General features: G+C 70.0%; 11 protein-coding genes. 6 read left to right on the top strand and 5 right to left on the bottom strand.

Going from position 1 to position 12,048, the window contains the following annotated elements; genetic code table 11:
* The first annotated feature begins 27 nt into the window (after positions 1-27).
* From H4687_RS31270 to H4687_RS31285, 4 genes are all read left to right on the top strand, one after another.
* Positions 28-1,308 carry an extracellular solute-binding protein gene (locus H4687_RS31270; protein ID WP_046915168.1) on the top strand — a complete coding sequence of 427 codons (1,281 nt, stop codon included), beginning with the start codon at positions 28-30 and terminating at the stop codon, positions 1,306-1,308.
* Positions 1,309-1,644: 336 nt separating this feature from the next.
* Complete coding sequence (locus H4687_RS31275) at positions 1,645-2,640, top strand: carbohydrate ABC transporter permease (protein ID WP_046915167.1); 996 nt, start codon at positions 1,645-1,647, stop codon at positions 2,638-2,640.
* On the top strand, positions 2,637-3,500 hold the full coding sequence (locus tag H4687_RS31280) for a carbohydrate ABC transporter permease (RefSeq protein ID WP_046915166.1): 864 nt from the start codon (positions 2,637-2,639) through the stop codon (positions 3,498-3,500). The genes H4687_RS31275 and H4687_RS31280 overlap by 4 nt, the downstream gene beginning before the upstream one ends.
* A gap of 8 nt (positions 3,501-3,508) precedes the next feature.
* Positions 3,509-5,050 carry a glycoside hydrolase family 3 protein gene (locus H4687_RS31285; RefSeq protein ID WP_046915165.1) on the top strand — a complete coding sequence of 514 codons (1,542 nt, stop codon included), beginning with the start codon at positions 3,509-3,511 and terminating at the stop codon, positions 5,048-5,050.
* A 95-nt stretch (positions 5,051-5,145) separates the two neighbouring features.
* Here the strand turns inward: H4687_RS31285 and nagB are convergent, their stop codons facing one another.
* Positions 5,146-5,931, bottom strand: a complete 786-nt coding sequence (gene nagB / locus H4687_RS31290) for a glucosamine-6-phosphate deaminase (protein ID WP_046915164.1) — start codon at positions 5,929-5,931, stop codon at positions 5,146-5,148.
* Between the two features lie 609 nt (positions 5,932-6,540).
* On the opposite strand from nagB, the gene H4687_RS31295 reads away from it, so the two are divergent.
* Positions 6,541-8,007 carry a sensor histidine kinase gene (locus H4687_RS31295; RefSeq protein ID WP_046915172.1) on the top strand — a complete coding sequence of 489 codons (1,467 nt, stop codon included), beginning with the start codon at positions 6,541-6,543 and terminating at the stop codon, positions 8,005-8,007.
* Between the two features lie 203 nt (positions 8,008-8,210).
* Here the strand turns inward: H4687_RS31295 and H4687_RS31300 are convergent, their stop codons facing one another.
* Both H4687_RS31300 and H4687_RS31305 read right to left on the bottom strand, forming a co-directional pair.
* Positions 8,211-8,468 carry a WhiB family transcriptional regulator gene (locus tag H4687_RS31300; RefSeq protein WP_003992873.1) on the bottom strand — a complete coding sequence of 86 codons (258 nt, stop codon included), beginning with the start codon at positions 8,466-8,468 and terminating at the stop codon, positions 8,211-8,213.
* 319 nt (positions 8,469-8,787) lie between these two features.
* Entirely contained in the window at positions 8,788-9,759 is a 972-nt protein-coding gene (locus H4687_RS31305; protein WP_046915163.1) for a diacylglycerol/lipid kinase family protein, read from the bottom strand.
* A gap of 118 nt (positions 9,760-9,877) precedes the next feature.
* On the opposite strand from H4687_RS31305, the gene H4687_RS31310 reads away from it, so the two are divergent.
* Complete coding sequence (locus tag H4687_RS31310; protein WP_046915162.1) at positions 9,878-10,330, top strand: hypothetical protein; 453 nt, start codon at positions 9,878-9,880, stop codon at positions 10,328-10,330.
* Between the two features lie 20 nt (positions 10,331-10,350).
* Here H4687_RS31310 and H4687_RS31315 read toward each other — a convergent pair whose 3' ends face one another.
* Together H4687_RS31315 and H4687_RS31320 are read right to left on the bottom strand one after the other, a co-directional pair.
* Positions 10,351-11,517 carry an RNA polymerase sigma factor SigF gene (locus H4687_RS31315; RefSeq protein ID WP_078907635.1) on the bottom strand — a complete coding sequence of 389 codons (1,167 nt, stop codon included), beginning with the start codon at positions 11,515-11,517 and terminating at the stop codon, positions 10,351-10,353.
* Positions 11,514-11,927 carry an ATP-binding protein gene (locus H4687_RS31320; protein ID WP_005480408.1) on the bottom strand — a complete coding sequence of 138 codons (414 nt, stop codon included), beginning with the start codon at positions 11,925-11,927 and terminating at the stop codon, positions 11,514-11,516. The genes H4687_RS31315 and H4687_RS31320 overlap by 4 nt, the downstream gene beginning before the upstream one ends.
* Positions 11,928-12,048: the final 121 nt, after the last annotated feature.

Genomic DNA, 12,048 nt, shown 5'->3' on the forward strand with positions numbered 1-12,048 from the left:
AGCAATGGCATCCCTGAGGAGGGTGGCGTGAAGAGGAAGCTGACGACCGCGATCTGTGTCGCGGGCATGATGGTCTCCATCGCGGCGTGCGGGGGCGGCGAGAAGAAGAGCTCGGACACCGGCGCCGACACCAAGGAGCTGACGGTCTGGCTCACGGTGGACGCGCAGAACAACTGGCCCGAGCTGGTCAAGGCCGCCGACGCGGCGATCGAGAAGAAGCACCCCGGCATCACCATCACGCACGAGTACTACGGCTGGCCCGACAAGAACGCCAAGCTCGACGCCGTCCTCGCCACCGACAAGGCCCCCGACGTGGTCGAGATGGGCAACACGGAGATGCTCGCCTACATGGTCAAGGGTGCCTTCGCCCCCCTCGACGCGGCGAAGTTCGACAACGCGGACGCCTGGCTCGACGGCCTCAAGGCCTCCGTCACCTACGAGGGCAAGACCTACGGCGTCCCGTACTACGCCGGTGGCCGCGTCGCCAACTGGCGCAAGGACGTCTTCGCCGCCGCGGGCGTCAAGTCCCCGCCGAAGACGTACGCCGAACTCACCGCCGCCCTCGACAAGGTGCAGAAGAAGCAGGGCGCCAAGTTCAGCGCCTGGTACCAGCCCACCCGCGACTGGTACGCGGCCATGTCCTTCGTGTACGACGCCGGCGGCTCCATCGCCGTCGAGTCGGGCGGCAAGTGGAAGGCCAACCTCTCCTCGCCCGAATCCCGCAAGGGGCTCGGCGAGTTCAAGAACGTCGTCGACACGTACATGCACGGCGACAAGACCAAGGACGAGTCCGACCGGTACATCGTCTACGGGCAGGGCAAGTCCGGCATGATCTTCGCCCCCGCCTGGGAGGGCGCGACCGCCGCGGCCAAGGAGAACGACAAGACCGGCAAGCTCGAAGGCAACGTCGAGAACTTCGTGATGCCCGGCCCGTCCGGGAAGAACCTGCCCGTCTTCCTCGGCGGCAGCGACCTCGCCGTCCCGGTGAAGTCCGACGCGCAGACCGTCGCCGCCGAGTGGATCAACGCCTTCACCGGGCCCGCCGGCCAGAAGGGGCTGATGGGGAAGGGCAACCTGCCCAACAACAAGACCGACCTCGCCACGCTGAAGGACGACCCGGCGACGGCGGTTCCGGCCACCGCGGCCGAGTCCAACTGGTTCGTCCCGATGGCGCCCGGCTGGGGACAGGTCGAGAAGGCCCAGATCCTGCAGACGATGCTGCAGTCCATCGGCACCGGCAAGAAGTCGGTCGAGGAGGCCGCGAAGGAAGCGGACGCCGAGATCGACAAGGTCATCAACAACGAGTGACGGTGACCCGTCGGTCGGGGCCCGGCCGTGGTGGCCGGGCCCGGCCGGGGGTGGCCCGGCGGTCGGCCGGTGGGGGACACCGGGTTGGCCGCCGGTCGAAGACATCAGGTCGCCCGGTCGAAGACATCGGGTCGCCCGGTCGAAGACATCGGGTCCGCCGGTTGCGGACACCGGGTCGACCGGTTGCAGACACCGGTTCGGCCGGTGGGTGATCTACGAAAGTGCCGCGATGGGGTGTCGGTTCGGTGCCGGTGCGTCGTGGCTGGTCGCGCAGTTTCCCGCGCCCCTTCGGGGGCGCTGCTGCCGGCCCCTCCTTCATCTGCTTAGGAGTGCGCGATGAGTGCCGCAGACACGACCGCCCCCGCGAAGGTGCCGCCCGCGCGGCCGGCGCCGCCCGCGCCACCTCCGCCGGTGGTCACCGGGCGTTCGGCCAGACGTTCGGCGGGAGGAGCCGCGGTCCCCTGGGCCCTCCTCGCCCCCTGCCTGCTGATTCTCGCCGTCGTCCTCGGCTACCCGCTGGTCCGCCTCGTCACCCTGTCCTTCCAGGAGTTCGGCCAGTCCCAGCTGTGGGGGTTCAAGCCCGCCGAGTCGGTCGGGTTCGACAACTTCTCCAAGGTGCTGGAGGACGGCGAGTTCTGGTCGGTGGTCGTCCGGACCATCGTCTTCGCCGCCGCCTGCGTCGTGTTCACGATGGTCATCGGCATGGCGGTCGCCCTGCTGCTCCAGCGCGTCTCCGGCTGGGTCAAGACGCTCGTCAACATCGCGCTCGTGGCGAGCTGGGGCATGCCCATCATCGTCGCCACCACCGTCTTCAAGTGGCTGTTCGACTCCGACTACGGCATCTTCAACGCCCTCCTCAGCAAGCTCCCCGGCGTCGACATGATCGGCCACAACTGGTTCGCCAGCGGCCCCGAGGGCCTGGCCGTCATCACGCTCCTCGTGGTGTGGGGCGCGGTGCCGTTCGTCGTCATCACCCTCAGCGCCGGACTCACCCAGGTCCCCAAGGAGTTGGAGGAGGCCGCCCGCCTCGACGGCGCCGGCGCGTGGGGCGTGTTCCGCTACGTCACGCTCCCCATCCTCAAGCCCATCATCGTGATGCTCACGACCCTCTCCGTCATCTGGGACATGGGCGTCTTCCCCCAGGTCTTCGTCATGCGCAACGGCCACCCGGAGGCCGAGTTCCAGTTGCTCACGACCTACTCGTACGACAGGGCGTTCGTGGTCAACGACTACGCGCAGGGCTCGGCCATCGCACTGCTGACCGTGCTGCTGCTGCTCGGCGTGATCGGTGTCTACATGCGCCAGATGCTGAAGATCGGAGAGGTCGAATGAGCGGCACGAGCGCGATCGCCCCCACGAAGGGCCGCTCCGGCCCCCGGAAGCCGAAGCTCGGCTGGAACCTCCTCGGGCTGTTCGTCTTCGTCACCGCGGGCTTCCCCGTCTACTGGATGCTCAACACGGCGTTCAAGCCCGCCAAGGACGCGATCGACCCCGACCCCAGCCTGCTGCCGACGTCGATCACCTTCGCCAACTTCGGCCGGGCGCTGGACATCGCCGACTTCTGGGGCCCGGTCGGCCGCAGCCTCATCGTGTCCCTGACCGTGGTCGTGATCGGCATCGTCGTGGGCATGCTGGCCGCCCTCGCCATCTCCCGGTTCGCCTTCCGCGGCCGCAAGGTGGTCATCGTCGGCATCCTGGCGGTGCAGATGGTCCCGCTGGTCGCGATGATCATCCCGGTCTTCCTGCTCCTGAACGACCTCGGCCAGTACGACCGCCTCACCGGCCTGATCATCACCTACCTGACGTTCATCCTCCCGTTCACCGTGTGGACCCTGCGCGGCTTCATCGTCAACATCCCGCGCGAACTGGAGGAGGCGGCCATGGTCGACGGCTGCTCCCGCACCACCGCCTTCCTCCGCGTCGTGTTCCCCCTGCTCGCGCCGGGCATGGTGGCGACCTCGGTCTACGGCTTCATCCAGGCGTGGAACGAGTACCTCTACGCCCTGATGCTGATGAGCCAGCAGAACCAGACCGCGACCGTCTGGCTCGGCAACTTCACCACCAAGCACGGCACCGAATACGCCCCGATGATGGCCGGCTCCACCATGATGGCCGTGCCGATCGTCGTCCTCTTCCTCCTCGTCCAGCGCAAGATGGCCGCGGGCCTCACCGCGGGCGCCGTGAAGGGATAACCGCCCCGATGACGACATTCGCCACCGGCTCGCCCGGCTCGCCCGGCTCGCCCTCCGGACAGGACGCCCTCGCGCGCGACGCGCTGACGGTTCTGCAGCCCGGTTTCACGGGCACCACCGCCCCCGACTGGCTGCTGCGCCGCCTCGGCGAGGGCCTCGCCTCCGTCGGCCTCTTCGGCCGCAACATCACCTCGCCCGGACAGCTGGCGGCCCTCACCGCCCAGTTGCGCGCCGAGCACGAGGACGTGCTGGTCGCGATCGACGAGGAGGGCGGCGACGTCACGCGCCTGGAGGTGCGCACCGGCTCCTCCTTCCCGGGCAACCACGCCCTGGGCGCGGTCGACGACGTGGACCTGACCAGGGGCGTCGCCTTCGCCCTGGGCCGCCGCCTGGCGGAGTGCGGCGTGAACCTCAACTGGGCCCCCTCGGCCGACGTGAACGCCAACCCGTCCAACCCGGTCATCGGGGTCCGCTCCTTCGGCGCCGACCCCGACCTGGTCGCCCGCCACACGGCCGCCTACGTCACCGGTCTCCAGAACGCGGGCGTCGCCGCCTGCACCAAGCACTTCCCGGGCCACGGCGACACCGCCGTCGACTCCCACCACTTCCTGCCCCGGATCGACGCGGACCGCTCGCTCGTGGACTCCCGGGACCTGGCCCCCTTCCGCGCCGCCATCGCCGCCGGTTCGCGCGCGATGATGAGCGCCCACATCCTGGTCCCGGCCCTGGACCCCGACCTTCCGGCGACGCTGTCCCCCGGCATCCTCACCGGCCTCCTCCGCGGCGAACTCGGCTACGACGGCCTCATCGTCACCGACGGCATGGAGATGCGGGCCATCGCGGACACCTACGGCATCGAACGAGGCAGCGTGCTCGCCCTGGCCGCGGGCGCCGACGCCATCTGCGTCGGCGGCGGGCTCGCCGACGAGGAGACCGTCCGCCGCCTGCGCGACGCCCTGGTCACGGCGGTCCGCGACGGCGACCTCGCCGAGGAACGCCTGGCGGACGCGGCGAGGCGGGTCCGGTCCCTGGCGAAGTGGACCCGGTCGGCGGCCGGGGGAACGGGAGACGGCGGTGGCGGCCACGAGACCGACGACGCCACCGGGGACGTCGGTCTCGTGGCCGCCCGCCGCGCCCTGACCACCACCCGCGCCCGGCCCTACGAGCCGCCGACCCAGTCCCTCTACGTCGCGGCCTTCACCCCGGTCGCGAACATCGCGGTGGGCGACGAGACCCCGTGGGGCGTCGGGGCGGAACTGGCCCGCCTCCTTCCCGGCACCGAGACGGGCACCTTCGCCGGCGACAGCGCCGGAGCCTCGGCCCTGTCGGTCGCCGGCACCCGTCGCGTCGTCGCCGTCGTCCGCGACGAACACCGTCACCCGTGGATGACCGCGGCCCTCGACCTGCTCCTCGCCACCCGCCCCGACACGATCGTCGTGGAGATGGGCGTCCCGCAGGCCCCGCCCCGGGGCGCCCTCCACATCGCGACCCACGGCGCGGCGAGGGTCTGCGGAAGGGCGGCGGCCGAGATCATCGCCGGGACGCGCTAGCGACTCCCGACAAACCCGGCCCGTCCGGCGAACCCCCACGCACAAAGGCGCCACGGCCCCCACCGGGCCGTGGCGCCGTCGTGTACCCCCGCCGCCTAGATCCCCTGCCAGTCGGGCTTGTTGTCGAACGTGTGCCGGAAGTAGTCCGCCAGCTTCAGCTTCGACGCGGCGCCCTCGTCCACCACGACCGTCGCGTGGCGATGGAGCTGCAGCGCCGAGGCCGGGCAGACCGCCGCCACCGGCCCCTCCACGGTCGCCGCGACGGCGTCGGCCTTGCCCTCGCCCGTGGCGAGCAGGACCAGGTGCCGTGCCTCCAGGATCGTGCCGATGCCCTGGGTGATGACGTGGTGCGGCACCTGCTCGATGTCGCCGCCGAAGAACCGCGCGTTGTCGATCCGGGTCTGCTGGGTGAGCGTCTTGATCCGTGTCCGGGAGGCGAGCGAGGAGCAGGGCTCGTTGAACCCGATGTGCCCGTCGGTCCCGATGCCGAGCAGTTGCAGATCCACGCCCCCGGCCTCGGCCAGCGCCCTGTCGTACGCCTCGCACGCCCCCGTCACGTCCTCGGCGGTCCCGTCGGGTCCCATGAAGGCGTCCGGATCCAGCCCCAGCGGCTCCAGCACCTCCCGCCGCAGCACCGAGCGGTACGACTCGGGGTGCTCGGCCGGCAGACCCACGTACTCGTCGAGCTGGGCGACCCGCGCCCGGGAGGCGTCCACGGCACCGGATCGCACCTTCGCCGTGAGCGCCGTGTAGATGGGCAGCGGGGTCGAGCCCGTGGCCACCCCGAGCAGCGCCTCGGGCTTGCGCCGGAGCAACTGCGCCATCGCCTCGGCTATGAGTTCGCCACCCGCCTTGGCATCCGGAACGATGACAACTTCCACGCTGGGCCTGCCGATCTGGAAAGAAGGACTCTAGGGGAACCCGACCCGGAGCGGCCAGGTAGCCTCGTATGTGGTGTAGACCAATCTAGCAGGGGTGTCCCCGACGCCACAGGGGTCGCCGGGCAGGTACCTGAGGCGGCCACCGCGGTCGCCACCGTCGTCCGGCGTTCCGGCCCGCCCCCGGCCGGAAGCGGGCTACTCTGCGTGTGGGTCGTCGGCGGATGTCGGACAATGGAACAACAACAAACATCCGCCAACGCATGGACACACGCAGTGGTCTAGTCAACAATGCGTGGTAGGCATGTGATCGATCAACGGCTCCGGCCGCCGACGATCGCCCGTCAAGAAGAAAAAGCCTCCGTCTTCCCCGCACAGGAAGGCGGACCGAGGACCCGGCGCTCTCTGCCCTGACTGCTCCGGATCCTCGCCTTCGGCCGACTGGGACCGCACACCCCACGGCCGATGTTGCTCCGGGCTGCGGTGCCGGGAGGGTTGAGGGTCCCTCTCAGGCGCCGCGGCCCGCGGGTGTTCTCCGGAGCCGACCACGACGGCCACCGGCCCTTTCCGGTCATCTTCGTATCGCCAGGTACGCTCGCACACGTGCCCTCCATGAACGAACTCGTCCGCCAGCACACCGCTCTCAGCGACTCCGACCTGGAGTGGCTGCATCTGCTGGTGTCGGAGTGGCAGCTGCTGTCCGACCTCTCCTTCGCCGACCTGGTCCTCTGGGTCCCCACGCGCGACGGCACCCGCTATGTCTCCGTGGCCCAGATGCGCCCCAACACCGGCCCCACCTCCTACCAGGACGACATGGTCGGCCACTTGGTCCCCCGAGGTCGCCGCCCCCTGCTGGACGCCGCCCACGACGAGGGCCGCATCGTCCGTGAGGGCGACCCCGAGTGGCGGGAGGAGGTGCCCGTACGGGTCGAGTCCATCCCCGTGCGCAGGGAGGGGCGGGTGCTCGGCGTCATCGCGCGCAACACCAATCTGCTGACCGTGCGGACCCCCAGCCGGCTGGAGCTGACGTATCTCCAGAGCGCCTCCGACCTGGCCCAGATGATCGCCGGGGGCGCGTTCCCGTTCCCCGACCAGCAGGTCGACATGGACGCCTCACCGCGCGTCGGCGACGGCCTCATCAGGCTCGACGCCGACGGGATCGTCCAGTACGCCTCGCCGAACGCCCTCTCGGCCTACCACCGCCTCGGCCTCGCCGCCGATCTCGTCGGTTGCCATCTCGGCCGGACGACCGCCGAACTCGCCCCCTCCCGGGGCCCGGTGGACGAGGCGCTGGCCAAGGTGGCGAGCGGATGGGCGCCGCGTGAGTTCGAGATCGAGTCCGTGGAAGGCGTGATCCAGTTCCGGGCGATCCCCCTCAAGCCCAAGGGGCCGCGCATCGGTTCGCTGGTGCTGCTGCGGGACGTGACGGAACTGCGGCGGCGCGAGCGCGAGTTGATCACCAAGGACGCGACCATCCGGGAGATCCACCACCGGGTGAAGAACAACCTCCAGACCGTCGCCGCGCTGCTGCGCCTCCAGGCGCGGCGCATCGAGTCCGAGCGGGGCCGCGAGGCACTGGAGGAGGCGGTGCGACGGGTCGGATCGATCGCGATCGTGCATGAGACGCTGTCCCAGAACCTGGACGAGCGGGTGGAGTTCGACGAGATCGCCGACCGGGTGCTCGCCATGGTCGCCGAGATCTCACCGGGCAAGGTCGTCGGCCGGCGCACCGGACGCTTCGGCATCCTGGACGCGGAGGTCGCGACCCCGCTCTCGATGGTCCTCACCGAGATCCTGCAGAACGCCCTCGAACACGGTTTCCGTGAGGGCGACACCGGCACCGTCGAGGTCTCGGCCGTGCGCGGCGGCACCAGCAAGGAGACCCGCCTCCTCGTCACCGTCCAGGACGACGGCGTCGGCCTCCCCGAGGGCTTCGACCCGCACCGCTCGGGCAACCTCGGCCTGCAGATCGTACGGACGCTGGTCGAGGGCGAGTTGGGCGGCACGTTCGACATGGTCCCCGCCCCGGAGCGGGGCACCCAGGTGATCCTGGACCTCCCCGTGCGGGCCCAGAAGTAGCGGCGGACACGACAGCCGCGGTCGTCGTGACGACCGCGGCTTTCCTACGGCGGACAGCACAGAGCCCCGGACCACCATGTGGTCCGGGGCTCGGCTCGTGGCTGATTAAGCGCACCGGGGGTACTGCGCGCTGCGGCTCGGGGGCGGGAGAAGCGCACTCGCTGTGCGCGCCGCCAAGCTCAGGCTATTGCTGGGGTGGGATGTCAGGCGGATGCCTGACGGGCCCGGTTGCGGGCGGCGCGGCGCTTCATGGCGCGGCGCTCGTCCTCGCTGAGACCACCCCAGACGCCGGAGTCCTGGCCGGACTCAAGCGCCCACTGCAGACACTGCTCGATAACCGGGCAGCGACGGCAGACAGCCTTGGCTTCCTCGATCTGCAGCAGCGCAGGACCGGTGTTGCCGATGGGGAAGAAGAGCTCGGGGTCTTCCTCGCGGCAAACGGCGTTGTGACGCCAGTCCATGGCTGCTACCTCTCCTTGGTATTACTTGCACGTTGCTTGTGAATGTGAACGCTTTCACGAATCCCTCAACAAGTGAAGGGCCGATCACCAGACGGACTGGTGTGGTCCTGTGGATTGAGGAGGGGTTCTGGCGCTTGCTTGAGCCGGGTGTTGCGGGCTGTCCCGAGCGCCACGTAGAGACTCGCAAACCTCAGCGGCGGATACAACCCCTTCCGGAAAGTTTTTTTTGATTCCTCGGTGTCGACTGTGTCACAGCCGTACTTCCATGGGGTGGACCCTGGCCTAAACGTTCGAGTGGAAGGACTTTTGCCCGTTCCGCTCACACAATCACACGCAGTGCACGGCGTACGCCTGTGAACGTCACGCTCGTACGCAGTCCGAGGTGGTCGCCGTCCATCTGGAGGGGGAGAGGGACCTTCGAATGCAAGGTGAAGTCGGTCAGGTCGTGCAGGGTGGTGGCGTGCTTGCCGCGGGGTCCCCGCTCGGGGGACGAAGTGAGCAACTGTGTGCCATATCGGGCGAGCGCGGGCGTCGACATGCGGGTCAGGCCGAGCACGTCGAGGCCTTTATCGAACGAGGCCTTAGGCGACGCGTACACCGGGCGATTACCCAGAAACGTCCACGGGGACGTGTTGCAGACTATGGACAGCACAAGATCGGAAATCGGATCCCGGCCCGGCTGCTCCACGGTGATCGTGCCGAGTCTGCGATGCGGCTCTTCCAGGAACTGCCGAAATGCCTGACGCAGGTAAAGGGCGTGTGTGGATTTCCGTCCGCGTTCCCGTTGTTGCTCGACACGGCCGATCACACCCGCGTCGAATCCGAGGCCGGCGCAGAAGGTGAACCAGCGGGACGGCACCGCCTCGTCCTCCGTACCCGGGGTGCCCGAGGCCATGCCCAGTCCGACCGTGCGCTCCCGGCTCTCGCGCAGGGCGTCGAGCAGGACGCCGGTCGCCTCCACGGCGTCGTTGGGCAGTCCCAGCGCACGGGCGAAGACGTTGGTGGAGCCGCCGGGGACCACGGCGAGACGGGGGAGGCGGTCGGGATCGGGGCCGTGGTGCAACAGGCCGTTGACGACCTCGTTGACCGTGCCGTCGCCGCCGAGCGCGACGACCAGTTCGATGTCGTCCTTGCCCTCCGCGGCCTGCCGGGCGAGGTCCCGGGCGTGACCCCGGTACTCCGTCGTGACCGCCTCGAGCTTCATCTCGCTCGCGAGGGCGTGGATCAGGACATCGCGCGTACGTGCGCTTGTGGTGGTTGCCGCCGGATTGACCACGAGAAGTGCACGCATGGGTTGCAGCGTACCTACTGGGTGGTACCCGGCCCATACCGAGGTGCGGATCAAGGGGGAGATCGGGTAGTGACGATGAGCACGCGGGGGCGTGTGGAGGGGCGGCTACCCTTCACGGGTGAGCCCTGAGCAGACCCCCACGCCGGACACCTCCGACGCCGAGCCCCGTCCCGGGCGGCTGACCGCCGCCGCGGCGCTGGCCGCGCTGGAGGGGGTGGCCCTGCTGGTGGGCGGCGGTGCCATGCTCGTCCTGGGCCTCGGTGGCGACTCCGACGACCTGAGCACCGGCGTCACCGGAGGGATCACCCTCTTCGCGCTGGCCCTGCTGCCGCTGATCGCCGCGCGCGGGCTGCTGCTGCGCCGGAGCTGGAGCCGGGGGCCCGCCGTGATCACCCAGATCATGGCGCTGCCGGTGGCCTACAACCTGCTGCGCGCCGACAGTGTGGCGATCTGGGCGGGCATCGTCCTGGCCGTGGTCGCCGTCGCCGCGCTGGTCCTGCTGATCAATCCCGCTACGACCCAGGCCCTGGGAATCCAGGGGCCGGGCCGGGCGGAGGAGACGAAGCGGTAGGTCCTGACGGGGCGCGGGAGCTACTCCTCCACGAGCAGCTTCTCGCGGAGCTGGGCCAGCGTCCGCGCCAGCAGCCGTGAGACGTGCATCTGCGAGATGCCGACCTCCTGGGCGATCTGCGACTGGGTCATGTTGCCGAAGAAGCGCAGCAGCAGGATCCGCTTCTCGCGCGGCGGGAGGTCCTCCAGGAGCGGCTTGAGGGACTCCCGGTACTCGACGCCCTCCAGCGCCTCGTCCTCGGCGCCGAGGGTGTCCGCGACGGCCGGGGACTCGTCGTCGGTGTCGGGGACGTCCAGGGACAGCGTGGAGTACGCGTTGGCCGACTCCAGGCCCTCCAGGACCTCCTCCTCCGAGATGGCCAGCTTCTCGGCCAGCTCGTGCACCGTCGGCGAGCGGCCGTGCTGCTGGGACAGCTCGGCCGTGGCCGTGGTCAGCGAGAGTCGCAGCTCCTGCAGCCGGCGCGGGACCCGCACCGCCCAGCCCTTGTCACGGAAATGCCTCTTGATCTCGCCGACGACCGTCGGGGTCGCGTACGTCGAGAACTCCACGCCGCGGTCCGGGTCGAAGCGGTCCACCGACTTGATCAGCCCGATGGTGGCGACCTGCGTCAGGTCGTCCAGCGGCTCCCCGCGATTGCGGAAACGGCGCGCGAGGTGCTCCACGAGCGGCAGATGCATCCGGACCAGCCGGTTGCGCAGCTCCGCGTACTCGACACTGCCGTCCGGCAGGGCGCGCAGCTCGATGAACAGGGCTCGCGCCCCGCTGCGGTCCTGCGGATGGTGCTGGGTGCTGCGCACGGTCTGCGCGTGCTGCGCGGCCGTCTCGTCGTGTCGCTCGTGCTCGCTCATAGTCCCGCCCGCCGTCACCGTTCCCCCAGCTCCCGACTGTGCTCGTCGAGCGGGGGAGGCCCCAGTCCGCCCTCGTGAGGACGTGGTGATCCGCAGGGCACCCTCCGGATCCCGTTGCCCGCCGGAGGGCGCCTCGCGCTCCTCGCCGTCGGCCGGCTCCGTCCACCGAGACGCTCCGGCCGCCGAGGACTCGTCCTCCGGGTGCGGCCTGGCCTGCTCGGGGATGCCGTCGACGCCGTCCGCCAGAGGCGCCGGCCCACTCGGACCGCCGTCGTCCTCCGCGGGAAGTTCCCGTGTGCCGCGTTCTTCGTCCCGCACCGGCCCGTCCCCGTTCCTCACGCCGGCCCGGGTCCCGCGCCGCGCTGTTTGTAGAGGCTGATCGAAACGGTTTTGTCGTCGGCCACCGCGGAGGAGACCTTCCCCGCCAGGGCCGACAGCACGGTCCAGGCGAAGGTGTCGCGCGCGGGGGCGTGACCGTCCGTGGTGGGGGCCGAGACCGTGACCTCCAGTGAATCGTCGACCAGACGGAAGACACAGCTGAGCACCGAGCCGGGCACGGCCTGCTGAAGCAGGATCGCGCAGGCCTCGTCGACCGCGATGCGCAAATCCTCGATCTCGTCGAGGGTGAAGTCCAAACGGGCCGCGAGGCCGGCCGTCGCCGTACGCAGCACCGACAGGTAGGCACCCGCGGCCGGCAGCCGGACTTCCACGAAGTCCTGGATCCCGGGCTCGCCTGCGATCTGGGACACCCTCACCTCCAAGGTGGTACAAGCTTTTTCGGGGGCCGAGGGTCGCCCCCCGGGGTAACGCGCTACGTGGTTCAGCGGTGACGCTATCGCGCTACCGAGCGTCGTGTCCTCGGGGTCCTGA

The organism is Streptomyces stelliscabiei (genome assembly GCF_014873495.1).
Lineage (GTDB): Bacteria > Actinomycetota > Actinomycetes > Streptomycetales > Streptomycetaceae > Streptomyces > Streptomyces bottropensis.

Excerpts from the sequence above, each read along its gene's own strand:
- H4687_RS31275 (WP_046915167.1), top strand. The coding sequence starts at position 1,645 with ATGAGTGCCGCAGACACGACCGCCCCCGCGAAGGTGCCGCCCGCGCGG.
- H4687_RS31280 (WP_046915166.1), top strand. The coding sequence starts at position 2,637 with ATGAGCGGCACGAGCGCGATCGCCCCCACGAAGGGCCGCTCCGGCCCC.
- H4687_RS31285 (WP_046915165.1), top strand. The coding sequence starts at position 3,509 with ATGACGACATTCGCCACCGGCTCGCCCGGCTCGCCCGGCTCGCCCTCC.
- H4687_RS31295 (WP_046915172.1), top strand. The coding sequence starts at position 6,541 with ATGAACGAACTCGTCCGCCAGCACACCGCTCTCAGCGACTCCGACCTG.
- H4687_RS31300 (WP_003992873.1), bottom strand. The coding sequence starts at position 8,468 with ATGGACTGGCGTCACAACGCCGTTTGCCGCGAGGAAGACCCCGAGCTC.
- H4687_RS31305 (WP_046915163.1), bottom strand. The coding sequence starts at position 9,759 with ATGCGTGCACTTCTCGTGGTCAATCCGGCGGCAACCACCACAAGCGCA.